At 71.6% G+C, this 23,455-nt stretch carries 21 protein-coding genes, 1 pseudogene and 1 riboswitch; of the genes and pseudogenes, 11 read left to right on the top strand and 11 right to left on the bottom strand.

Annotation, left to right across the window (positions count from 1 at the left end; all coding sequences use genetic code 11):
* Positions 1–1,131, top strand: coding sequence for an RNA polymerase sigma factor SigF (locus ADK41_RS30205; RefSeq protein ID WP_078662180.1), 1,131 nt, complete (start codon positions 1–3; stop codon positions 1,129–1,131).
* A gap of 21 nt (positions 1,132–1,152) precedes the next feature.
* On the opposite strand, the gene ADK41_RS30200 is transcribed toward ADK41_RS30205, so the two are convergent.
* The gene (locus ADK41_RS30200; protein ID WP_030835214.1) at positions 1,153–1,593 is read right to left on the bottom strand and encodes a hypothetical protein; all 441 of its coding nucleotides are present in this window, start codon (positions 1,591–1,593) and stop codon (positions 1,153–1,155) included.
* A 114-nt stretch (positions 1,594–1,707) separates the two neighbouring features.
* On the opposite strand from ADK41_RS30200, the gene ADK41_RS30195 reads away from it, so the two are divergent.
* A complete protein-coding gene (locus tag ADK41_RS30195) occupies positions 1,708–2,676 on the top strand; it encodes a diacylglycerol/lipid kinase family protein (RefSeq protein ID WP_030835212.1) in 969 nt (322 codons plus the stop codon).
* A gap of 318 nt (positions 2,677–2,994) precedes the next feature.
* A complete protein-coding gene (locus ADK41_RS30190; protein ID WP_030219886.1) occupies positions 2,995–3,252 on the top strand; it encodes a WhiB family transcriptional regulator in 258 nt (85 codons plus the stop codon).
* A 138-nt stretch (positions 3,253–3,390) separates the two neighbouring features.
* On the opposite strand, the gene ADK41_RS30185 is transcribed toward ADK41_RS30190, so the two are convergent.
* The gene (locus ADK41_RS30185) at positions 3,391–4,866 is read right to left on the bottom strand and encodes a sensor histidine kinase (protein ID WP_078662179.1); all 1,476 of its coding nucleotides are present in this window, start codon (positions 4,864–4,866) and stop codon (positions 3,391–3,393) included.
* Positions 4,867–5,374: 508 nt separating this feature from the next.
* On the opposite strand from ADK41_RS30185, the gene nagB reads away from it, so the two are divergent.
* The 8 genes and pseudogenes from nagB to ADK41_RS40000 all read left to right on the top strand — a co-directional run bounded on the left by nagB (position 5,375) and on the right by ADK41_RS40000 (position 14,125).
* Positions 5,375–6,160 carry a glucosamine-6-phosphate deaminase gene (gene nagB / locus ADK41_RS30180; protein ID WP_030835208.1) on the top strand — a complete coding sequence of 262 codons (786 nt, stop codon included), beginning with the start codon at positions 5,375–5,377 and terminating at the stop codon, positions 6,158–6,160.
* 159 nt (positions 6,161–6,319) lie between these two features.
* A complete protein-coding gene (locus tag ADK41_RS30175) occupies positions 6,320–7,084 on the top strand; it encodes a GntR family transcriptional regulator (protein ID WP_030835206.1) in 765 nt (254 codons plus the stop codon).
* A gap of 219 nt (positions 7,085–7,303) precedes the next feature.
* A complete protein-coding gene (locus ADK41_RS30170; protein ID WP_199821971.1) occupies positions 7,304–7,570 on the top strand; it encodes a DUF3311 domain-containing protein in 267 nt (88 codons plus the stop codon).
* A complete protein-coding gene (mctP, locus tag ADK41_RS30165; protein WP_030835203.1) occupies positions 7,567–9,195 on the top strand; it encodes a monocarboxylate uptake permease MctP in 1,629 nt (542 codons plus the stop codon). The genes ADK41_RS30170 and mctP overlap by 4 nt, the downstream gene beginning before the upstream one ends.
* Before the next feature lie 78 nt (positions 9,196–9,273).
* Positions 9,274–9,780, top strand: coding sequence for a GNAT family N-acetyltransferase (locus ADK41_RS30160; RefSeq protein ID WP_030835200.1), 507 nt, complete (start codon positions 9,274–9,276; stop codon positions 9,778–9,780).
* 12 nt (positions 9,781–9,792) lie between these two features.
* Positions 9,793–9,969, top strand: a riboswitch (cobalamin riboswitch).
* A gap of 122 nt (positions 9,970–10,091) precedes the next feature.
* Positions 10,092–12,452 carry a ribonucleoside-diphosphate reductase subunit alpha gene (locus ADK41_RS30155; RefSeq protein WP_030835197.1) on the top strand — a complete coding sequence of 787 codons (2,361 nt, stop codon included), beginning with the start codon at positions 10,092–10,094 and terminating at the stop codon, positions 12,450–12,452.
* Positions 12,452–13,465 (top strand): ribonucleotide-diphosphate reductase subunit beta, encoded by a 1,014-nt coding sequence (locus tag ADK41_RS30150; RefSeq protein ID WP_030835193.1) that lies wholly within the window; start codon positions 12,452–12,454, stop codon positions 13,463–13,465. Before ADK41_RS30155 ends, ADK41_RS30150 begins: the two co-directional genes overlap by 1 nt.
* Positions 13,466–13,697: 232 nt before the next feature.
* A pseudogene (locus tag ADK41_RS40000) lies at positions 13,698–14,125 on the top strand (hypothetical protein).
* Between the two features lie 19 nt (positions 14,126–14,144).
* Here ADK41_RS40000 and ADK41_RS30140 read toward each other — a convergent pair.
* The 9 genes from ADK41_RS30140 to ADK41_RS30100 form a co-directional block, all read right to left on the bottom strand.
* The gene (locus ADK41_RS30140) at positions 14,145–15,515 is read right to left on the bottom strand and encodes a cytochrome P450 (protein WP_030835188.1); all 1,371 of its coding nucleotides are present in this window, start codon (positions 15,513–15,515) and stop codon (positions 14,145–14,147) included.
* On the bottom strand, positions 15,512–16,597 hold the full coding sequence (gene cyc1, locus ADK41_RS30135) for an epi-isozizaene synthase (protein WP_078662181.1): 1,086 nt from the start codon (positions 16,595–16,597) through the stop codon (positions 15,512–15,514). Before cyc1 ends, ADK41_RS30140 begins: the two co-directional genes overlap by 4 nt.
* Positions 16,598–16,816: 219 nt before the next feature.
* A complete protein-coding gene (gene def / locus ADK41_RS30130; RefSeq protein ID WP_030835182.1) occupies positions 16,817–17,467 on the bottom strand; it encodes a peptide deformylase in 651 nt (216 codons plus the stop codon).
* A gap of 149 nt (positions 17,468–17,616) precedes the next feature.
* Positions 17,617–18,597: a tetratricopeptide repeat protein gene (locus tag ADK41_RS30125; protein ID WP_030835179.1), complete on the bottom strand. Its 981-nt coding sequence runs from the start codon at positions 18,595–18,597 to the stop codon at positions 17,617–17,619.
* Between the two features lie 102 nt (positions 18,598–18,699).
* Positions 18,700–20,001 (bottom strand): HD-GYP domain-containing protein, encoded by a 1,302-nt coding sequence (locus tag ADK41_RS30120; protein ID WP_051843565.1) that lies wholly within the window; start codon positions 19,999–20,001, stop codon positions 18,700–18,702.
* Positions 19,998–21,392, bottom strand: a complete 1,395-nt coding sequence (locus tag ADK41_RS30115) for an HD-GYP domain-containing protein (protein WP_030835173.1) — start codon at positions 21,390–21,392, stop codon at positions 19,998–20,000. The genes ADK41_RS30120 and ADK41_RS30115 overlap by 4 nt, the downstream gene beginning before the upstream one ends.
* 144 nt (positions 21,393–21,536) lie before the next feature.
* Positions 21,537–21,848, bottom strand: coding sequence for a mycothiol system anti-sigma-R factor (gene rsrA, locus ADK41_RS30110; protein ID WP_030835170.1), 312 nt, complete (start codon positions 21,846–21,848; stop codon positions 21,537–21,539).
* Positions 21,845–22,531: an RNA polymerase sigma factor SigR gene (gene sigR / locus ADK41_RS30105; RefSeq protein ID WP_030835166.1), complete on the bottom strand. Its 687-nt coding sequence runs from the start codon at positions 22,529–22,531 to the stop codon at positions 21,845–21,847. The genes rsrA and sigR overlap by 4 nt, the downstream gene beginning before the upstream one ends.
* A gap of 254 nt (positions 22,532–22,785) precedes the next feature.
* A complete protein-coding gene (locus tag ADK41_RS30100; RefSeq protein ID WP_030835162.1) occupies positions 22,786–23,454 on the bottom strand; it encodes an alpha/beta hydrolase family protein in 669 nt (222 codons plus the stop codon).
* Between the last annotated feature and the right edge of the window lies 1 nt (position 23,455).

Raw genomic sequence — 23,455 nt, 5'->3', positions numbered from 1 at the left:
GTGCGGGACGAAGAACGCGGCACACGGGAGCTGCCGGCCGAGCGCGTGCCGAGCGGCATCGACGGCATCCCCGAGCAGGCCCGGCCGCATCCGGAGGACGACTCCGCGCAGACCGTCCCCCCGGGCGGCGGGCGGCCCGGGGGGACCGCGCGGAACGCGGCCGGACCGGCCGGGGTCGCTCCCGGCCGTGGGGGCGCTCCCGCCGGGGCCGGCCCGGCGGGGGACGAGGCGAGCGCTCGGGGAAGGGCGACGGGCGGGACGATGAGCGAGCACGAGCGACACGCCGAGGACGAGGCGCCGCGGGCGCCCGCCGCCCGGGGTGCCCGGAGCACCCCCGGCACGTCGGGCGCCCAGGGCGGGCACGCGCACCACGGCCCGCAGGACCGCAGCGGGGCGCGCGCCCTGTTCCTCGAGCTGCGCACGCTGCAGGACGGCACCCCCGAGTACGCGGAACTGCGCAACCGCCTGGTGCGCATGCACCTGCCGCTCGTCGAGCACCTCGCGCGCCGCTTCCGCAACCGCGGTGAGCCGCTGGACGACCTCACCCAGGTCGCCACCATCGGCCTGATCAAGTCGGTCGACCGCTTCGACCCCGACCGGGGCGTGGAGTTCTCGACGTACGCGACGCCGACGGTCGTCGGCGAGATCAAGCGGCACTTCCGCGACAAGGGCTGGGCGGTGCGGGTGCCGCGCCGGCTGCAGGAGCTGCGGCTGGCGCTGACCACGGCCACGGCGGAGCTCTCCCAGCTGCACGGCCGCTCCCCCACGGTGCACGAGCTGGCCGAGAAGCTGGCCATCTCCGAGGAGGAGGTCCTGGAGGGCCTGGAGTCCGCGAACGCGTACTCCACGCTGTCCCTGGACGTCCCCGACACCGACGACGAGTCCCCGGCGGTCGCCGACACCCTCGGCGCCGAGGACGAGGCGCTGGAGGGCGTGGAGTACCGGGAGTCGCTCAAGCCGCTGCTGGAGGACCTGCCGCCGCGCGAGAAGCGGATCCTGCTGCTGCGCTTCTTCGGCAACATGACCCAGTCGCAGATCGCCCAGGAGGTCGGCATCTCGCAGATGCACGTCTCCCGGCTGCTGGCCCGCACCCTGGCCCAGCTGCGGGAGAAGCTGCTCGTGGAGGAGTGACCCGGCGCGACCGCCCGGGCGCTACTTCCCGGTGTTCCCGGGCCCCCGGATGCCGAGGGCCCGGGTCGTCTCGGGGTTGACCAGCAGGACGAGGGCGGTGACGGCCACGACGGCGAGCACGATTCCGGCGGGGATGGCCACGCTGTCGGAGCGCAGCAGGTTGTAGGCCACCGGCAGCGCGATGATCTGTGTGATGACGGCGGGGCCGCGGCTCCAGCTCCGCCGGGCGAACAGTCCCCGCGCGGCGAGCAGCGGGAGCAGCGCGAGCACGATCAGCGTCACCCCGCCGGTGACGGCCTGCCGGCGGTCGTCCGGTTCGCCGGTGAGGGCGAGGACCGACATCCACACCCCGCCGGCCACCAGCGCGAGCCCTTCCAGGGCGGCCAGCGCCGCGGCGTACGTCAGACGGCGCGGGCGGGGGCCGGTGGTGTCCGGGGCGGTGGTGGTCTGCTCACTGCTCACCCCTGAAGGGTAGCCCTCGCCGTGCACGCTCCCGTGTCGAGGTTCACGCCCCGTCTCCCCCCGCGTCCCGTCTCGGTCTGGGCCCGGTACCACTCAGTAGGTACCCTGCACGTCATGCGTGCACTTCTCGTGGTCAACCCGGCGGCAACCACCACCAGTGCGCGCACGCGCGACGTGCTGATCCACGCGCTCGCCAGCGAGATGAAGCTGGAGGCGGTCACCACCGAGTACCGCGGGCACGCGCGCGACCTGGGCCGGCAGGCCGCGGAGAGCGACGACATCGACCTGGTGGTGGCCCTCGGCGGGGACGGCACGGTCAACGAGGTCGTCAACGGTCTGCTGCACGCGGGGCCCGATCCGGAGCACCTGCCCGGCCTCGCCGTGGTCCCCGGCGGCTCCACCAATGTCTTCGCCCGCGCCCTGGGCCTGCCCAACCAGCCCGTGGAGGCCACCGGCGTCCTGCTGGACGCGCTGCGCGAGGGCCGCGAGCGCACCGTCGGCCTGGGTCTGACCTCGGGCACGCCGGGCACGGAGGACGAGGCCGTACCGGCCCGCTGGTTCACCTTCAACGCGGGGCTGGGCTTCGACGCCGGGGTGGTCGGCCGGGTGGAGCAGCAGCGGGAGCGCGGCCGGAAGTCGACCCACGCGTTGTACATGCGCCAGGTGGTCCGTCAGCTGCTCGGCGATCCGCACCGGTGGCGCGGGGTGATCACCCTGGAGCATCCCGGTGAGGAGCCGGTCACCGATCTGGTGCTCTCCATAGTCTCGAACACCTCGCCGTGGACGTTTCTCGGCAATCGTCCGATCTACGCGTCACCTAAGGCCTCGTTCGATACCGCGCTCGATCTCTTCGGTCTGAGCCGGCTGTCCACCGCCGCGGTTGCCCGGTATGGCACCCAGTTGCTCACTTCGTCCCCGGAGCGCGGCCCCCGCGGCAGGCATGCGGTCTCCCGGCACGATCTGACACGCTTCACCTTGCATTCGAAGGTGCCACTGCCCCTTCAGATGGACGGTGATCACCTGGGGCTGCGAACCAGCGTGACGTTCACAGGCGTACGCCGTGCACTGCGTGTGATTGTGTGAGCAGAAAGGGCCAAAGTCCTTTCAGTCGAACGTTTAGGCCAGGATCCACCCCATGGAAGTACGGCTGTGACCTAGTCGACACCGAAGAATCAAAAAAAACTTTCCGGAAGGGGTTGTATCCGCCGCCGAGGTTTGCGAGTCTCTTCTTGGCGATCGGGACGGCCCGCACCATCGGCCTCCACAGATCACCGGAACCCCTCTTCAAACCCAAGGACCACGCCAGGGAACCTGGCGTTCGGCCCTTCCCTTGTTGGGGGATTCGTGAAAGCGTTCACATTCACAAGCAATCGCAGTACATACCCAGGAGAGGTAGCAGCCATGGACTGGCGTCACAACGCCGTTTGCCGCGAGGAAGACCCCGAGCTCTTCTTCCCCATCGGCAACACCGGTCCTGCGCTGCTGCAGATCGAGGAAGCCAAGGCCGTCTGCCGTCGCTGCCCGGTGATCGAGAGCTGCCTGCAGTGGGCACTCGAGTCCGGTCAGGACAGCGGCGTCTGGGGTGGTCTCAGCGAGGACGAGCGTCGCGCGATGAAGCGCCGTGCCGCCCGCAACCGGGCCCGTCAGGCCTCCGCCTGACAACCCACCCCTGCTGACAGCCTGAGCTTGGCGGCGCGTACGGCGCGTACGCATCTCCCGCCCCCGAGTCGCAGCGCGCAGTTGAGCACGAGCCCCGGCCGCATTCAGCGGTCCGGGGCTCTGTGCCGTCCGCGCCCGTTACTTGTCCGACTGCACCGGGATGTCCAGGATCACCCTGGTCCCCCGCTCCGGGGCCGGCACCATGTCGAAGGTGCCGCCCAACTCGCCCTCCACCAGGGTTCGTACGATCTGCAGGCCGAGATTGCCCGCGGTGTGCGGGTCGAAGCCCTCGGGCAGACCCACGCCGTCGTCCTGCACGGTGACCAGCAGGCGGGTCTCCTTCGTGGTGCCGCCGCGGACCGCCGACACCTCCACGGTGCCGGTCTCGCCCTCGCGGAAGCCGTGCTCCAGGGCGTTCTGCAGCACCTCGGTCAGCACCATCGACAGCGGCGTGGCGACCTCCGCGTCGAGTATGCCGAAGCGGCCCGTGCGCCGGCCGGCGACCTTGCCCGGGGAGATCTCCGCGACCATCGCGAGGACACGGTCGGCGATCTCGTCGAACTCCACCCGCTCGTCCAGGTTCTGGGACAGCGTCTCGTGCACGATCGCGATGGACCCCACCCGGCGGACCGCCTCCTCCAGCGCCGCACGCCCCCGCTCGGACCCGATGCGCCGCGCCTGCAGGCGCAGCAGCGCCGCCACCGTCTGGAGGTTGTTCTTCACCCGGTGGTGGATCTCCCGGATGGTCGCGTCCTTGGTGATCAACTCGCGTTCACGGCGGCGAAGTTCCGTGACGTCACGGAGCAGCACCAGCGAACCGATGCGCGTCCCCTTCGGCTTGAGCGGGATCGCCCGGAACTGGATCACCCCGTCGTGCGCCTCGATCTCGAACTCGCGCGGGGCCCAGCCGCTGGCGACCTTGGCCAGCGCCTCGTCCACCGGCCCGCGGGAGGGGGCGAGTTCGGCGGTGGTCTGCCCGAGGTGATGGCCCACCAGATCGGCGGCCAGCCCCATGCGGTGGTACGCGGACAGGGCGTTCGGGGAGGCGTACTGGACGACGCCGTCGGCGTCGAGCCGGATCAGCCCGTCGCCGACGCGGGGCGAGGCGTCCATCTCGAGCTGCTGGTTCGCGAACGGGAAGGAACCGGCCGCGATCATCTGCGCGAGGTCCGAGGCGCTCTGGAGGTAGGTGAGCTCCAGCCGGCTCGGGGTACGCACGGTGAGCAGGTTGGTGTTGCGCGCGATGACCCCGAGGACGCGCCCCTCGCGCCGCACGGGGATGGACTCGACCCGTACGGGAACCTCCTCGCGCCACTCCGGGTCCCCCTCGCGCACGATCCGGCCCTCGTCCAGGGCCGCGTCCAGCATGGGGCGGCGTCCGCGCGGGACGAGGTGGCCGACCATGTCGTCCTGGTACGAGGTCGGGCCGGTGTTGGGCCGCATCTGGGCGACGGAGACGTAGCGGGTGCCGTCGCGGGTGGGGACCCACAGGACCAGGTCGGCGAAGGAGAGGTCGGAGAGCAGCTGCCACTCCGAGACCAGCAGGTGGAGCCACTCGAGATCGGTGTCGTCGAGGGCGGTGTGCTGGCGTACGAGTTCGTTCATGGAGGGCACGTCAGCGAGCGTACCCGGCGGTCTGCGGAGGCCTGAAACACCCGCGGGCCGCGGCGCCTGAGAGGGACCCTCAACCCTCCCGGCACCGCAGCCCGGAGCAACATCGGCCGTGGGGTGTGCGGTCCCGGTCGGCCGAGGGGTGAGGAGCCGGGGCAGTCAGGGCAGAGAGCTCCGGTTCCTCGGTTCCGCCTTCCTGTGCGGGGAAGGCAGGCTTGTCGTGTCCTGCTACGCATTGTGGACTAGACCACTGCCCCTGTAAATGCGTCGGACGCCGTTCTTCGGTTCTCCGTCGGCGTGTTGCCGCCGGCCCGGACGCGCGGGCGTCCGCCATGCAGCCTAACCCGTGGACTTCTCGCGCGGGACCAGTCGGGCGGGTCGATTTCGGCGCGCGGCCCCCGCACCCGCTCTGTTAGATTGAGATTGGTCTAAACCACATTGCACCACCGCGCGGGCCCGTGCCGACGGGTCCGGTCCCAGTCGAGTCCTCCTCAAGATCGGCAGGCCCACCGTGGAAGTTGTCATCGTTGCGGACGCCAAGGCGGGCGGCGAGCTCATCGCCGAGGCCATGGCGCAGCTCCTGCGGCGCAAGCCCGACGCCCTGCTGGGCGTGGCCACCGGCTCGACGCCGCTGCCCGTCTACGAGGCGCTGGCGGCCAAGGTGCGCTCCGGTGCCGCGGACGTCTCCCGGGCGCGGATCGCCCAGCTCGACGAGTATGTGGGACTGCCCGCCGACCACCCCGAGTCCTATCGCTCGGTGCTGCGGCGCGAGGTGCTGGAGCCGCTCGGCATCGGGCTGGAGGCCTTCATGGGCCCCGACGGCGCCGCCGAGGACGTGCAGGGCGCGTGCGAGGCGTACGACAGGGAGCTGGCCGGGGCCGGCGGCGTGGACCTCCAGCTGCTCGGGATCGGCACGGACGGGCACATCGGGTTCAACGAACCGTGCTCCTCGCTCGCCTCCCGCACCCGGATCAAGACGCTGACCGAGCAGACCCGGGTGGACAACGCCCGCTTCTTCGACGGCGACATCGACCAGGTCCCGCACCACGTCATCACCCAGGGCATCGGCACCATCCTGGAGGCCCGGCACCTGGTCCTGCTGGCCACCGGCGAGGGCAAGGCGGACGCGGTCGCCGCGACCGTCGAGGGGCCGGTGGCGGCGGTGTGCCCGGCGTCCGCGCTGCAGCTGCACCCGCACGCCACGGTGGTCGTCGACGAGGCCGCCGCCGCCAAGCTGAAGCTCGCCGACTACTTCCGCCACACCTACGCGAACAAGCCGGACTGGCAGGGCGTCTGAGCGGCCGTCCGTGGTCTGGACCATCCCCCGTCCCAGGGGTATACAAAGGGGATCACGGAGCGTGCGGGGCACACCCCCCGCCGCGAGCCGTGCCACGATGTCAGCCGTGGCCGACGGTGATGTCGGCCGTTTCGGCACTCGAAGCCGGGAAGGCAGAGCATGAGCACCGACGTCAGCAGTACGGAGCACGAGGGTGGGACCACGGTCCGTACGGCGCGTGTGCCCAAGTACTACCGGCTGAAGAAGCACCTGCTGGACATGACCGAGACGGCGCCGCCCGGCACGCCGGTCCCGCCCGAACGCACCCTGGCGGCGGAGTTCGATACCTCGCGCACCACCGTGCGCCAGGCGCTCCAGGAGCTGGTGGTCGAGGGGCGCCTCGAGCGCATCCAGGGCAAGGGCACCTTCGTCGCGAAGCCCAAGGTCTCCCAGGCGCTCCAGCTCACGTCGTACACCGAGGACATGCGCGCCCAGGGCCTGGAGCCCACCTCGCAGCTGCTGGACCTCGGCTACATCACCGCCGACGACCGGCTCGCCGGGCTGCTCGACATCACGGCCGGCGGGCGGGTGCTGCGCATCGAGCGGCTGCGCATGGCCAACGGCGAGCCGATGGCCATCGAGACCACCCATCTGAGCGCCAAGCGCTTCCCCGCGCTGCGCCGCAGCCTGACGAAGTACACCTCCCTCTACACCGCCCTCGCCGAGGTGTACGACGTCCACCTCGCGGAGGCCGAGGAGACCATCGAGACGTCCTTGGCCACCCCGCGCGAGGCCGGTCTGCTCGGCACCGACGTCGGCCTGCCGATGCTGATGCTGTCCCGGCACTCGCGGGACCGCGGCGGACAGCCGGTGGAGTGGGTGCGGTCGGTGTACCGGGGCGACCGGTACAAGTTCGTCGCCCGTCTGAAGCGCCCGCAGGAGTGACGCCGGCGGACCCCGTGCCGGGGGTCCGAGCCGTCTCCGAAACGCCCCGCGGACCCCGGCGGAGCGGGCGGTCGACCGGGGTTCCCGTCGCCGTCGGCCCTCGGCCGGGCCGTGTCCGGGCACCTCTCCGCCGACGAGGGGTTACGGCCGCGCCGCACCCTGACCTAGATTGCCCTGCGCACCACCGCCGGTGATCAGTGAGGGGACGGGAGCCGTCTGATGTCGCAAGCCCCAGAAACCAGAGGAGGGCCGGTGGTGACGCCTGTCCGCGTCGTCATCGCCCTCTGTCTCGTCGCACCATTCGTGGCCGTGCTGTGGGTCGGTTCGTACGCCAAGACCGACCCCGTCGTCATCGGCATTCCGTTCTTCTACTGGTACCAGATGCTGTGGGTGCTCCTCTCCACCGCGCTGACGATGGTCGCGTACAAGCTCTGGCAGCGTGACCGGCGCGCCCGCTCGGCCTCGAAGGGCGGTGCGTCGACGTGAACGACGGCGTGAACGGCGTGGCACTCGCCGTCTTCGTCTTCTTCTTCGTGCTGGTCACGGCCATGGGGTTCATGGCCGCACGCTGGCGCAAGGCCGAGAACGAGCACAGCCTCGACGAGTGGGGACTGGGCGGGCGGTCCTTCGGGACCTGGGTCACCTGGTTCCTGCTCGGCGGCGACCTGTACACCGCGTACACCTTCGTGGCCGTACCGGCGGCGATCTACGCGGCGGGCGCGGCCGGCTTCTTCGCGGTGCCGTACACCATCCTGGTGTACCCGCTGATCTTCACCTTCCTGCCCCGGCTGTGGTCGGTGTCGCACCGGCACGGCTATGTGACGACGTCCGACTTCGTGCGCGGCCGGTTCGGCTCGAAGGGCCTGTCGCTGGCCGTCGCGGTCACCGGCATCCTGGCGACGATGCCGTACATCGCGCTCCAGCTGGTCGGCATCCAGGCCGTGCTGGACGTGATGGGCGTCGGCGGCGGCGAGGACACCAACTGGTTCGTCAAGGACCTGCCGCTGCTGATCGCCTTCGGTGTGCTGGCGGCGTACACGTACTCCTCGGGGCTGCGGGCGCCCGCGCTGATCGCGTTCGTCAAGGACACGCTGATCTACCTCGTGATCGCGGTGGCGATCATCTACATCCCGATCAAACTGGGCGGCTTCGACGAGATCTTCTCCAGGGCGAGCGAGGCGTACAGCCAGACCAACCCGGCCACGGGCGCTCCGCGCGGTGCGCTGGTACCGGGCGAGGCGGGCCAGTGGACGTACGCCACGCTGGCGCTCGGCTCGGCGCTCGCGCTGTTCATGTACCCGCACTCGATCACCGCGACGCTGTCCTCGCGCAGCCGTGAGGTGATCCGCCGCAACACCACGATCCTGCCGTTGTACTCCCTGATGCTGGGCCTGCTGGCGCTGCTCGGCTTCATGGCGATCGCGGCCGGGGTGAAGGTGCAGAACGGCCAGCTGGCGATCCCGCAGCTGTTCGAGAACATGTTCCCGGCCTGGTTCGCGGGCGTGGCCTTCGCGGCGATCGGCATCGGCGCGCTGGTGCCGGCGGCGATCATGTCGATCGCGGCGGCGAACCTCTTCACCCGCAACATCTACAAGGACTTCATCAAGCCGGACGCGACACCGAAACAGGAGACCCAGGTCTCCAAGATCGTGTCCCTGCTGGTGAAGGTGGGCGCGCTGGTCTTCGTCCTGACCATGGACAAGACGGTCGCCATCAACTTCCAGCTGCTGGGCGGCATCTGGATCCTGCAGACCTTCCCGGCACTGGTGGGCGGCCTGTTCACCCGCTGGTTCCACCGCTGGGCGCTGATCGGCGGCTGGGCGGTCGGCATGGTCTACGGCACGGTCGCCGCGTACGGGGTGGCCTCGCCGACGCAGAAGCACTTCGGCGGGTCGTCGAAGGAGATCCCCGGCATCGGCGAGATCGGCTACATCGGCCTCACCGCCTTCGTGCTCAACGTCCTGGTCACGGTCGTGCTGACCTTCGTCATGCGGGCCCTCAAGGCGCCCGAGGGGATCGACCGGACCAAGCCGGAGGACTACACGGCGGACGCGGGCGACCCCGGCGTCCAGGTGGAGCTTCCGCCGGCCACGGCGGGCAGCGCCCACTGAGGCGGCGGACACGGGAGGTGACGGGCCGCCGGGGAGGACCGGCGGCCCGTCGTCGTACCCGTCCGGCACACTCCGTACATGGACATCGTCATCCGGCCGGTGGAGCCCGGCGAGTACGAAGAGCTCGGTGAGATCACCGCGCAGGCCTATCTGCTGGACGGGCTGCTGGACTTCGGGGGGAGCGACCCCTACCTCGGGGAGCTGCGGAACGTGGGGAAGCGGGCGGCCGCCGCCGAGGTGCTGGTCGCCGCGGCGAACGGGGTGGTGCTGGGCGGGGTGACCTTCGTGCCGGGTCCCGGCCCGATGGCCGACATAGCGGAGCCGGGCGAGGCGGAGATCCGGATGCTGGCGGTCGCCCGCGCGGGCCGGGGACGGGGCGCCGGGGAGGCGCTGGTGCGCGCCTGCGTGGACCGGGCGCGGGCCGTCGAGGGGTGCGGGCGGGTCGTGCTGTCGACCCAGCGCACCATGCGCGCCGCCCACCGCGTCTACGAGCGGCTCGGTTTCACCCGCACCCCCGAGCGCGACTGGAACCCTCTGCCGGAGCTGGACGACATCACTCTGCTCACCTACGAGTTGACGCTCTGACACCTCCGCGACACAACATATGGGGTTGTCGGCGACACCCGACACAAGATGTATGCTCATGCTCGCTGTCGTCGCAGGGGAATCCGGTGTGAATCCGGAACTGTCCCGCAACGGTGTACCCATGCCCGCCCCCGCCGAGGTGCGCGCACGGGCGTCAGTCCGAGGACCTGCCGACAGTGCGCCCGGCCGTCCGGTCCGGGTGCCTGGACGTCCGGGCCTCGTGGAGTGGGCCGGTGGACGCGACGCCGCGTGCGCTCGTGTGCTGCCCCTGCCCTCCTCGAGGCCCCGTGCCGAGCGAGGGAGAGCCCCACGTGACCATCGCGCCAGCCGATCCGGCCTCAGCGATCGACGTGACCGAGGAGAGCGGCGGCCCCGGTGCCGCGCTGCTGCGGACCCTGACCGAGCTGACCGCCGACCTGCCGGACGCCGACCCCGGCCGGGTCGCCGCCGCCGCGCTGCGCGGCCGGTCCGCCTCCGCCGACGCGGCGGAGCTGCGGGAGCTGGCCACCGAGGCGGCGGCCGGACTCATCTCCGAGGACCCGGCCTACTCCCGGCTCGCCGCCCGGCTGCTGACCATCGGCATCCGCGCCGAGGCCGCCTCGCAGGGCGTCACCTCGTTCACCGGGTCCGTCGCGACCGGGCACCGCGAGGGCCTGATCGCCGACCGGACCGCCGCGTTCGTCCGGCTGCACGCCGCCCGCCTGGACGCGCTGATCGACCCCCGGGCCGACGACCGCTTCGGCTACTTCGGCCTGCGCACCCTGCACAGCCGCTACCTGCTGCGGCACCCGGTCACCCGCAAGGTCGTCGAGACGCCCCAGCACTTCCTGCTGCGGGTCGCCGCCGGACTCGCCGAGGACGACAGCGCGCGCTCCGTGGACGAGGTCACCGCGCTGTACGGGCTGATGAGCCGCCTGGACTACCTGCCCTCCTCCCCCACCCTGTTCAACTCCGGCACGCGGCACCCGCAGATGTCGTCCTGTTACCTCCTCGACTCCCCCAAGGACGAGCTGGACTCGATCTACGACCGCTACCACCAGGTCGCCCGCCTCTCCAAGCACGCCGGCGGCATCGGTCTGTCCTACTCCCGCATCCGCGCCCGGGGTTCGCTGATCCGCGGCACCAACGGGCACTCCAACGGCATCGTCCCGTTCCTGAAGACGCTCGACGCCTCGGTCGCCGCCGTGAACCAGGGCGGGCGGCGCAAGGGGGCGGCGGCGGTCTACCTGGAGACCTGGCACTCCGACATCGAGGAGTTCCTGGAACTGCGCGACAACACCGGCGAGGACGCCCGCCGCACGCACAACCTGAACCTCGCGCACTGGGTGCCGGACGAGTTCATGCGCCGGGTGGACGCCGACGGGCAGTGGTCGCTGTTCTCCCCGGCGGACGTGCCCGGACTGGTCGACCTGTGGGGCGAGGAGTTCGACGCGGCGTACCGGGCCGCCGAGGCGGCGGGCCTGGCGAGGAAGACCCTCCCGGCCCGCGAGCTGTACGGCCGCATGATGCGCACCCTCGCGCAGACCGGCAACGGCTGGATGACCTTCAAGGACGCCGCCAACCGCACGGCGAACCAGACCGCCGAACCGGGCCACGTCATCCACTCCTCGAACCTGTGCACGGAGATCCTGGAGGTCACCGACGACGGGGAGACGGCGGTCTGCAACCTGGGATCGGTCAACCTCGGCGCCTTCGTGGCGGACGGGGACGTCGACTGGGAGCGCCTCGACGAGACCGTGCGCACGGCCGTGACGTTCCTCGACCGGGTCGTCGACATCAACTTCTACCCGACCGAGCAGGCGGGCCGCTCCAACGCCAAGTGGCGCCCCGTCGGTCTCGGCGCCATGGGCCTGCAGGACGTCTTCTTCAAGCTGCGGCTGCCCTTCGACTCCCCGGAGGCGAAGGCCCTGTCCACGAGGATCGCCGAGCGGATCATGCTCGCCGCGTACGAGACCTCCGCCGACCTCGCCGAGCGCGGCGGCCCGTTCCCGGCCTGGGAGAAGACCCGTACCGCCCGGGGCGTGCTGCACCCCGACCACTACGGCGTCGAGCTCACCTGGCCGGAGCGCTGGGCGGCGCTGCGGACCCGGATCGCCTCCGTCGGGATGCGCAACTCGCTGCTCCTCGCGATCGCGCCCACCGCCACCATCGCGTCGATCGCGGGCGTGTACGAGTGCATCGAGCCGCAGGTGTCCAACCTGTTCAAGCGCGAGACGCTGTCCGGTGAGTTCCTCCAGGTCAACTCGTACCTGGTGGACGACCTGAAGCGGCTCGGCGTGTGGGACGCGCGCACCCGTGAGGCGCTGCGCGAGGCGGGCGGCTCGGTGCAGGGCTTCGCCTGGATCCCCGAGGACGTGCGGCGGCTGTACCGCACCGCCTGGGAGATCCCGCAGCGCGCTCTGATCGACATGGCCGCCGCCCGCACCCCGTACCTCGACCAGGCCCAGTCGCTGAACCTGTTCCTGGAGACGCCGACCATCGGCAAGCTCTCCTCGATGTACGCGTACGCCTGGAAACAGGGCCTGAAGACCACGTACTACCTGCGCTCCCGCCCGGCGACCCGGATCGCCCGCGCGGCGGCCCGGACCACCGTCCCCGTCCCGCAGGCGGCCGACCCCGAGGCCGTCGCCTGCTCCCTGGAAAACCCCGAGTCCTGCGAGGCCTGCCAGTGATGACCAGCGAAACCAAGAACCTGCTCGACCCGGGTTTCGAGCTGACCCTGCGCCCCATGCGCTACCCCGACTTCTACGAGCGCTACCGGGACGCCATCAAGAACACCTGGCACGTGGAGGAGGTGGACCTCCACTCGGACGTGGCCGACCTGGCGAAGCTCAGCCCCGAGGAGCAGCACCTGATCGGCCGGCTGGTCGCGTTCTTCGCGACCGGCGACTCGATCGTGGCGAACAACCTGGTGCTGACCCTGTACAAGCACATCAACTCCCCGGAGGCGCGGCTGTACCTGTCGCGGCAGCTCTTCGAGGAGGCGGTGCACGTCCAGTTCTACCTGACCCTGCTGGACACGTACCTGCCCGACCCGGACGACCGGGCGGCGGCCTTCGCGGCCGTGGAGAACATCCCGTCCATCCGGGAGAAGGCCGAGTTCTGCTTCCGGTGGATGGACTCGGTGGAGAAGATCGACCGGCTGGAGACGCAGGCGGACCGCCGCCGCTTCCTGCTGAACCTGATCTGCTTCGCCGCGTGCATCGAGGGCCTGTTCTTCTACGGGGCGTTCGCCTACGTCTACTGGTTCCGCGGCCGGGGCCTGCTGCACGGGCTGGCGACCGGCACCAACTGGGTGTTCCGGGACGAGACGATGCACATGTCCTTCGCCTTCGACGTGGTCGACACCGTGCGCAAGGAGGAGCCGGAGCTCTTCGACGAGCAGCTCGGGCAGCAGGTCACCGACATGCTGCGCGAGGCGGTCGAGGCGGAGCTGCAGTTCGCGCGCGACCTGTGCGGGGACGGGCTGCCGGGCATGAACACCGAGTCGATGCGCCAGTACCTGGAGTGCGTCGCCGACCAGCGGCTGGTGCGGCTGGGCTTCGCCCCGGTGTACGGCTCGGAGAACCCGTTCTCCTTCATGGAGCTCCAGGGCGTCCAGGAGCTGACGAACTTCTTCGAGCGGCGCCCGTCCGCGTACCAGGTCGCCGTGGAGGGCACGGTCGACCTGGACGAGGACTTCTAGGACGCCGTGCGCCCGGGCGCCGCCCCGCCGTCACGCCGCTCGTGCGGCGCGGCGCGGGGCGGCACCCGCCGCCGGGCGTGCGGCCGCCGGCTCCTCGCGGCGGCCGCACGGGCGGCCTCGGCCTGCCTGATCTGCCGGTCGATTCGCCGCTCACGCCCGATGCTCCTTACCGGCAGTGGCAGGACTGCCGTACACCCTCGATCCACCGCCAAGGGCGCAGCACCCCGGAGCCATGCTCCAGAACGTGGCAGCCGCCCTCCTCGACGGCGTGGCTCCCTTCGGACTCGATGTCGTCCGCGAGGTCTTCGGCGTCGACCGCAGCGACGACGGCCCACCGGTCCACGACTTCGCCGTGCTCGCCGGCGTCTCCTACCTCTCCCGGGAGTTCCCGCCCGAGCTGCTGGACGCCCTGCGCAGAGGGGTGGACCGGGGTGCGCACGTACTCGGCATCCGCTCCGGGACCGCCTGCGCCCGCCACCCCCGCACCGCGACGGCGGGCAGGCCCGGCACCTGCTGGAGGCGACGGACGAGACGGTGGACGCGATCGCGGGCCGTACCGGCTTCGGCAACGCGGCGGCGCCGCGCCACCACTTCACCCGTGCCGTCGGCGCCACCCCGCACGCCTGCCGGCGCACGTTCAGGGGCCCGGAAGCCGCCTGAACGCGCGCCGCGCGGTCGCTCAGCGGGGCACCGCCCGCAGCATCAGGCCGCGCGGCCGGAGCGTGATGCCGATCCGGGGCCGGGAGTCGGAGCCGGGCGCGTGCTCGAAGCGGTAGGCGGAGGCGACCACCGCGGTGACGAGTGTGAGTTCGGCCATCGAGAAGTGGTCGCTGGGGCACTTGCGGTTGCCCACGCTGAACGGGCTCATCGCGTACTTGGGCACGTTCCCCGACCGCTCGGGGAGCCAGCGGTCGGGGTCGAACTCCTCGTGCCGCTCGTACGACCGCCGGTCGCGCTGGATCGCGTACGGGCTGTAGACGAGGTCCGCGCCCCGGGGAATGCGGTATCCGCCGAGTTCCGTGTCGGTCACCGCGCGACGGGTCAATATCCATACGGCCGGATACAGCCGCAGGGTCTCGACGACGACATTCGCGGTGTACCTCAGCTCGTGGACGTCCTCGAATGCGACCGGGCGGTCGCCCACGACGGTTTTCATCTCTTCGCGGATCCTCTCACCGACTTCCGGGTGCTCGGTGAGAACCAGGAGGAGCGACATGACCGTGGCTCCGACGGTTTCGCTGCCGGGCGTGAGGATGGCGATCACCTGGTCGTGGATCTCCTGTTCCCCTATGGGATCGCCATGCTCGTCCCGCGCCTCCAGCAAAGCCGTCAGCAAATCGTTCGGTTTCTGACCGCTCGCCCGCCGGTCGGCGACGATCTCGTCGACCAGGACGTGCAAATCGGCCAGCGCGCGATTGAATTCCCGGTTGGCAGGCAGCGGCACCTTGTAAAGCGGCCCGAGCGGTACCACCATGCGCTGGTACATGCCGCTGAACAGGGTGGCGAGATCGGCGCAGACGCGCTCCGCCCGGGCGTCCATGGAGCTGCCGCGCATCAGGCAGCGGGCGGTGACCCGGACGGCCAGGCGGAAGGACTCCGCCGTGACGTCCAGCACCTCTCCGGAGCGCCAGCGCTCCGCGAGCGCGTACGCCTCCTCCGCCATGATCGGCCCGTACGCGGGAATGGCGTCGAGTTTGAACGCGGGCTGGATGGTGCGGCGCTGGCGCCGGTGCAGCGGGCCGTTGGCGGTGGCGACGCCCTCCTTGCCGAGCAGGTCCTCCAGGGACTCCCACAGCGGTCCGGCGATGATGTAGTCGGGGCTCAGCGCCACCGCCCCGGTGAGGGCGGGGGTGGTGACGGCGTACACCGTCTTCGGACCGAGCTTGAGGCGCACCACGTCGCCGTGGTCGCGCAGCCGGGACATGAAGGACAGCGGATCGCGCGCCAGTTTCCAGCCGTGGCCGAGGACGGGCACTCCTCCGCCGGCCACGGGGGGCTCGCGCAGCGGGGACACCTCGGCCGCCCTGGGGTTCGCCGGCTCGACGCTCATGACTCACCTGCCGCTTCGTTGGTGACGTACGGGGGTGTGGACCGGTCGTCCCAGCTGTCGACCCGGTACCGGCCGGACTCGTGGTGGAACCAGTAGACGGAACTGAACCAGTTCCGCATGTTGCCGACGCAGGCGCGTACGGCGGCACTCGTCTCCTTTCCTGCCACCGTGCCGTCGTCGAGGGTGTCCGCGAAACGCAGGGCGTCCCGTTCGGCGTCCTGGAATTCGCTGATGCATTCCTCGACGCGACGCCTCACTTCCGTGATCGCCTCTTCGAGCGTGAGTTCCTCGTGGATGACGAGACTGATGCCGAGATTGTGCACCTCATTTCCCGCCATCTCCTTCGGCAGCGAACACAGGTCGTTGTACCAGGCGGCGAATTCCTGACTGAGCAGCGCCGCTTTCCGGTAGGCGGGGTTCTGCCGTACCTCGTCCGGCAGTTCGCTTCCCGCGCTCGGCTCCAGGAGATCGGTCCAGATCCAGTGCGCGAAGGTGAGCCGGCGCAGTTCCAGGTATTCCTCGACGGTGGGGACGATCCCCTCCGTGCGGTTGCGGAACTCCCGGTCGTACGCCTCGATCACCTCGTGGAAGTGGCGGGCGAACCGGTCGTTCCAACCGCCCGGCAGGAACGCGTACAGCCGCTCCACGCTGTCCGCGAGCCCCGCCACCACCGGGTCCTCGTGCCCCAGGTGGTCACCGGGGCTGTCGAGGGCCCTGTGCAGCCGGTCCTTCAGCCGCATCCAGGCGGCGGCGCGGCCGTGGACGATGTCACGGTCGTGCCGGTCGTCCCAGACGAAGAACCACGCGCTGTAGTCCGCTATCGCCTGCAGGACGCCGTCGGGGGCGCCTATGTAGTAGCCCGCCATAAGGTCGGTGTAGCACAGGCCATCGGCGTGTTCCTCCACCTTGTCCGCCGGCATGAGCCGCTTTTCGAGCAGCCACGCCCGGGTCTTCTCCTGAAGTCGCGGCCAATACGGGTGGAGTTGCCGGGGAAAAGCCGCCTCGATCACCGGAAGGGACAACGCCGGTGGAACCGCGATGGTGGTCGGTGTCGATGTGGTGCCGTGTGACAACGCATGCACGAACAATCCCCTCTCTGCCGCCGGTCGGCGTACGCCCGCCCCGAGCCGGGCGCACGCCGTGCGTATCCCCGTACCTCTATTCAGCACCACAACTGACCGTTCTGGGACCGGATTTGCTTCTTTCGCCACGACAGGGGCCGCACGAACGAACGGCGCCCGATCGAAAAAATGCTCGATCGGGCGCCGTCGACGAGGAGAAGGAGGGGCTCCGGAGGCCGGTCAGCCGTTGGCCACCACGGGATAACGCGGCTCGTTCTCGGCCATCTGCCGCAGTGCGTCCTTGCGTTCGCGCTTGGACAGTCGGTCGATGTAGAGGTAGCCGTAGAGGTGGTCGGTCTCGTGCTGCAAACACCGTGCGAAGTAGCCGGTGCCGCGGACCCGGACGGGGTTGCCCTTCTCGTCCTGACCGGTCACTTCGGCGTAGTCGGGGCGGGCCAGCGGCATGTACGCCGTGGGCACCGACAGACAGCCCTCGTTGCTGTCGTCCAGCCGACGCCGCTCGGCGGGCAGTTCGACCAGCTCGGGGTTGCAGAGCACACCGACGTGCCGCACGCCCTCGTCGTCCGGGCAGTCGTAGACGAAGACCTTCTTGCCCACGCCGATCTGGTTGGCGGCCAGGCCCACGCCCTCGGCGGTGCGCTGGCTGGCGAACATGTCGGCGACCAGCTGCTGGAGCTCGTCGCCGAAGTCCGTCACGTCCTCGCACTCCTGGTGCAGCACCGGGTTGCCGACCACGGTGATCGGGCGCGAGGTGCCGCGCTCCCGCCACCCCGTCTCGCGCTCCTCGCAGTCCTCCGTGTCGATGACGTACCCCTCGTCGTCGACGGGGAGCACGCCCGCGTGCTGCTGATCGGTGTCCTGCTGAGCCATGACCGACGTGTGCCTTCCTGAGTAAAACCGGGGTCGTGATCTGACAAGGGTACGGTCCCGCGCCCCTGCGGGAGCACGGGACCGGGTCGCTGTGCGGCTCCGCCGCGTGGGCGCGACCGGCCACGACGGACCCGCGGCCGGCGGCGCTTCTAGCACACCTCTTCCAGGTCCCGCCAGTCCCGGGAGTCCGGGCTGTCCGCGACCCACCCGTCGAGCAACCCCCGGACCAACGAAGCCGGCGCGGCCACCCCGCACTCCCGCTCGGGCACCCACGACTGCCCGTCCGTACGGTGCCCCAGCGGCCCGGGGTGCCCCGGTTCGCTGTGGTCGTGCGGATCCAGGTGCTCGCCCTCCCCCTCGTCGGACGGCATCCGGGACTCCGAGCACATCCGGCACAGCAGCCGCACGGAGGACGACCAGTCCTCGGCCGCGAACCCGGCGTCGGAGGCCAGCTGCTCCAGCGCGTCCCGGTCGGCCTCGGTCGCGGCCTCCAGCAGCACCACCCAGGTCGGCACCGGCGAGGGAGCCCACAACTCGATCTCGTCGAACACCGGGTAGGTGTGCCCGGCGGCGGTGCTCCGCTCCCCGTGCGGCACGCCGTCGTGCAGGACGACCTCGCCCCAGCGGCGCCCGGAGGACGGCAGCGGAATGGACAGCACCTCGATCCGGGCGGGGTCGAGGCGTCGCCCCCACACCACCTCCGCCTCCCCCTCCGGGGACAGCCGTACGGCCGCGCTGCCCAGGTCCATGCCGAGGGGCTCGCCGGAGTCGGTGGCCGGGCCGGGCACCTTGAGTCCGTAGGCCTGCCAGGCCCGCCGGGCCAGCGGCCAGTCCTGCAGGGCGGTGGCGGCGATGCCGACGTTCCACCAGTCGGGAGCCCCGGTGTCGCGGTCGAGCAGCGCCACGGCCCGCAGTCCGGCGGCCCGCGCCTGCTCCCAGTCGTGCCGGAACTTGTGCAGCAGCGCGAGGTTGAACCAGGACTCCGACAACCAGGGCTCCAGGTCGGCGGCACGGGTCAGCAGCGCGCCCGCGTCCTCGTACCGGCCGTCGCCGATGAGCGTGAACGCACGGTCCGTGGCCTGCCGCCAGGAGGCGGAGGGCCGGTGCCGTCCCTTGCCGAAGATCCTCACGATTCCCGCCTGCCAGTTCCGTCGGTGGGCTGGCTGTGCCCGTCCGCGCCCCCGGACACCCTCTCCTTCGCATCCAACCACGTACGGCCACGAGGACGCTCATTACCCATGGGTTACCCAGCCTCGGCCGGGGTCAGACAGTCCCGTGCGTGGCCCTCGCCACGATCGGCCTCCGTGTTCACGCGCACCCTCCGTGTTCCGTGACAGCACCCGGGCCAGTGCTTCGACCACCTCTGGCGCGTACGCGCCGGCGGTGCCCAGGCGCAGTTCCTCCAGCGCGGTCAGCGGCCCGCCCGGCCCTCCTTCCCGGGACTTCTCCTCGTACGCGTTGACCACCCGGACGATACGCGCGGCGAGCGGCTGCTCCCGGTGCGGGTCGGCCTGGCGTTCGACGATCGCGGCCACCCGCGGGTCCACCCCGGTCTGGCGCACCACGGCGCCGCCGAGCAGCGCGATCCGCCGCTGTTCGGTGACCGGCAGGACGGCGGTGGCGCCGTCGGGGACCGGGTCGACGAGGCTGAGCTGGCCGATGTCGTGCATCAGGGCGGCGTACTCCAGCACGGTCAGTTCGGGTTCGGTCAGCCCGAGGTCCCGGCCCACCGCCCGGCTGAGCCCGGCGACCCGGCGGGCGTGCCCGGCCGGGGTGTATCCGGCGATCTCGGTGGCCCGCGCGAGGGAGGCGATGGTCTGCCGGTAGGTGGCGCGCACGGCGGCGTACCGCCGGTAGGACAGCTGTGCGAGCAGCAGGGGCACGGAGAAGACGGGCAGCGCCCACAGCCCCACGACCGCGACCCCGAGCGCCATCACCGCGCCCGTGGCGATGACGGCGGCCCCGATGCCGGGCACGGCCCGCAGTTCGCCGCGCAGCGTCGGCAGGAAGGGCCATCCGGTGCGGGAGTGGGCCAGCGCGGCGGCGAGCACGGCGTCGCACAGCGCGGTGAGGCACAGCAGGGCGAGCAGCAGCAGCGCGTGGGCGGGGCCTCCCCAGCCGTCGAAGACGCCCCGGTTGTACAGCGGCTGGAAGCACACGGCGGCGAACCCGACGGTCAGCACCCTGCGGGCCGACGGGTCGAGGGCCGGGCCCCCGCCACGCCCGACGTGCGGCACGCTGCCGAGCAGGGACGCGGCGAGCACCACGGTGACGACCTGGGCGGCGCCGTGCTGGGTGGGCCGCCCCGCGGTCTCGCCGAGCAGCGCGTACGACAGCGAACCCGCGGCGGCGAGCGGCGCGGCCTCCCTGATCCGCGTCCCGTTGCGCCGGGTGAGCTCGCCGACGGCGATGAGCACCCCGAAGGCGAGGGCGGCACCGCGTTGCTCGACGCCGTTGTAGAGGGTGGCGCCGAGGGAACCTGCGGCGAGGACGGCGGCGCACAGGTGCACGACGGTGTGGAGCCGGGGCCTCATCGGCGCGCCCCGGGCCGGCCGACGGCCGGTGCGACGGGCCCGGGCACGGCGTCGGGCCGCGTGTCGCCGCCGGCCGGCCGGGGGTCGTCGGCGGTCACCGCCGGATGCCAGCCGGCCCGGCCGATCGCCCGGACCAGCGCGGCCACCATCCGCGGGTCGAAGTGGGCGCCCGCGCACCGCCGGAGCTCCTCCAGCGCCACGGGCACGGGCCGCGCCCTGCTGTAGGAGCGGTTGGAGGTCATCGCGTCGAAGGCGTCGGCGACGGCGACCACCCGCGCGGACTCCGGGATCTGACCGCCCGACAGCCCATAGGGGTAGCCGGTGCCGTCCAGCCGTTCGTGGTGGTGCAGGACCGCCGCGCGGGCCTCGCCGAGAAAGGAGATCCCCCGCACCATCTCGTGCCCGTACTCGGGGTGCAGTTCGATCACCCGGCGCTCCTCGGGGGTCAGCGGGCCGTCCTTGGTGAGCAGCCGGGTGGGCACGCCGAGCTTGCCGACGTCGTGCAGGATGCCCGCGAAGCGGAGCACCTCGACGCGCTCGTCGTCCATGCCGAGTTCCCGCGCGATCATCATGGACGCCCGTCCGACGCGTTCGCTGTGCCCGCGCGTGTAGCCGTCCTTGATGTCGACGGCCTGGACGAGCGCGCGGATCGTCGCCTGATGGGCGGCCCGCTCCCGGTGGTACTGGGCGAACGCCCACCAGGAGACGCCCATCGGCGGCAGCACGAGCAGCGCGGCCACCGGACCGTAGGGGCTGCGCCACAGCAGCGCCATCATGAGTCCGGCGAGGCCGTGCACGGTGATCGGCGCCAGCGACCTGAGGAACAGCCGCCACCAGGCGGCCGGCGCCGAGATCCGCCTCCCGCGCGGGAGCGCGCCGGGCGCCGGAAAGCCGCCGTCCAGCAGGGTGAGCACCAGGCAGAACGCCAGCACCGCGGCCCCGGCGGTGCCGAGTGCGCCCGGGACGTCGCAGTCCGCCACCGCCTCCCGGCCGCCGACCGCCAGGTGGACCCGGCCCGCCGCCCACACGGCGAGCACCAGCCGGCCGGCCCGCCAGAGCCTGCGCGCCGGGTACGGACGTCGTTCCACGGGGAGCAGCAGCGCCCCGGGGAGCGCGACCAGCGCCGCGGCGGGCGGTGGCAGCAGGAAGGCCCCGGCGAGCAGGACGGGGTGGAAGGCTCCGCCCGGGTGCGGGGCCGCGGCCGGACGCGACCGGGCGAGGTGCTCGCAGCCCGCGTACAGCGCGGCGAGCAGGGCGACCGCCCACCAGGAGAAGCGGGCGCCGCCCGGCGGCGGCACCGGGCTTCCGGGGACCAGCGGCAGCAGGCAGAGCAGGGCCGGTACGGTGACACAGGCGACATACGCGCGGGCCCGCGCCGGTAACGCCTCCATGAACCCCTCCCGACCGTGCCCGCCGGCACTCGGCCTGCCGCCTGCCAGGTTCTGGAGCCTAGGGCGACGGGGCGTGCCTCCACGGGCCGATAACCCGCGGATTAGCACGTTCGAGTGACACAGAGGCCGGGGAACCGCGGAGTGTCAGGACTCCTGCGGGGTGGCCGGCGCGGCCGTGACGTCCTGGTCGGGGACGGCCTGGCCGGAGCGGATCAGGTCGAGCCGGCCCATGACCTTGGAGCGCAGGTCGCCCGGCACGTCGTCCTGTCCGCAGCAGCGCTTGACCAGCTTCTTCACCGCCTGCTCGAGCCCGTACTTCTCCAGGCACGGCGAGCATTCCTCGAAGTGGTGCTCGAACTTCACGCAGTCGGAATCCGGCATCTCACGGTCGAGGAACTCGTAGAGATGATCGAGGATCTCGCTGCAATCCGTCTCGTGCGGCTCTCCGCAGCTCATGACCCCGAGCCTTTCGCTTCGTTCGACTCCCCGGCGCCGGCCGGGACCAGTCCGCGCTCGCGCGCGTAGTCCTCCAGCATGCCGCGCAGCTGACGGCGGCCACGGTGCAGCCGGGACATCACCGTACCGATGGGTGTCCCCATGATGTCCGCGATCTCCTTGTAGGCAAAGCCCTCCACATCGGCGAGGTACACCGCGATGCGGAACTCCTCGGGGATCGCCTGGAGCGCCTGCTTGACGTCCGAGTCGGGCAGGTGGTCCAGCGCCTGCGACTCCGCGGAGCGCAGACCGGTGGACATGTGCGACTCGGCGCGCGCGAGCTGCCAGTCCTCGATCTCCTCGGCCGCGCTGCGCTGGGGTTCGCGCTGCTTCTTGCGGTACGAGTTGATGAAGGTGTTGGTGAGGATCCGGTACAGCCACGCCTTGAGGTTGGTGCCCTCGCGGAACTGGTGGAAGGACGCGTACGCCTTGGCGTACGTCTCCTGCACCAGGTCCTCCGCGTCGGCCGGGTTGCGCGTCATGCGCAGGGCGGCCGAGTACATCTGGTCGAGGAACTCGAGCGCGTCCCGCTCGAAGCGCGCGCTGCGCTCCGCGGTCGACTCCGCGCCCGTGCCGCCCTGGCCCTCGGGCTGCTCCGCCTGGCCGTGTTCGGTCCCTGCGTCGGTACCGGGAACCGGACCCACCTCCTCCAGAGTTGTCGTGGGACCGAAGGCGGCCCCACCCGAATCGGAGGATAGACGACGATCCGGTCCGCCCGCCGCCCGAATGGGGGCGGTCTTGGCCGCGTGCAGCACCGTCCAGTCCAGGTCGGCGCGGCTGCTGCGGGTCGGGCAGGCTGTCGAACCCATGCGGCGGACTTCCTCTCCTACGGCGGTGGTGCCGTCGGCCGGCACGTACGACCGTCCCAACATCGGGAACCGCCCGGGCATTCCCGGGGTCAGCCGAGCGTGCCGGTCCACCGCGCGACGGCGTCGGTGACGACCGCCACGGCCGCGTCCTGCGTGATGTCCGCCCGCTTGGGCACGGCGAGACCGTGGTCGCCGCGGGGGACCTCGACCAGTTCGAAGCCCCCCTCGGGGAACTCCTCGGGCCTGCCGAAGGGATCGTTGCCGCCCTGGACCACGAGCGTGGGCACGCCGGTGCCCAGCAGTTCGTCGGCGCGGGACCTCTCGGGCCTGCCCGGCGGATGCAGGGGGAAGCTCAGGGCGAGCACGGCGTGCGCGCCGAGTTCCGTGGCGGTGCGGCAGGCGACGCGGGCTCCGGCGCTGCGCCCGCCCGAGATCACCGGCAGGCCGGACTTCGCCAGCGCGGGCCAGATGCCGCGCCAGCCGGTGTCGAGGGTCTTCGGCGCGGGGGCCACCTTCTTGCCGGCCACCCGCCAGGGCTGTTCGACCAGGGCGACGGTCACCCCGTGTGCGGGCAGTCCGGCGGCGAGAGCCTTCAGGTCCCGGGCCTCGATGCCGCCGCCGGCGCCGTGGCCCACCGCGAGGACGAGGCGGGCGCGGTCACGTGCGTGGTGCCAGGTGACGCGGGCGGTGCCGGCGCCGGTCTCGACGGTCTCGGTCGTGCCTGCCGTGTCCGTCGCGTCTGTCGTGTCGGGGGTCACG

It is taken from the genome of Streptomyces caelestis, assembly GCF_001279005.1.
Taxonomy (GTDB): domain Bacteria; phylum Actinomycetota; class Actinomycetes; order Streptomycetales; family Streptomycetaceae; genus Streptomyces; species Streptomyces heliomycini.
Note: the sequence above shows the minus strand (reverse complement) of the source record. Positions and strands in the feature narration are given on the sequence as shown.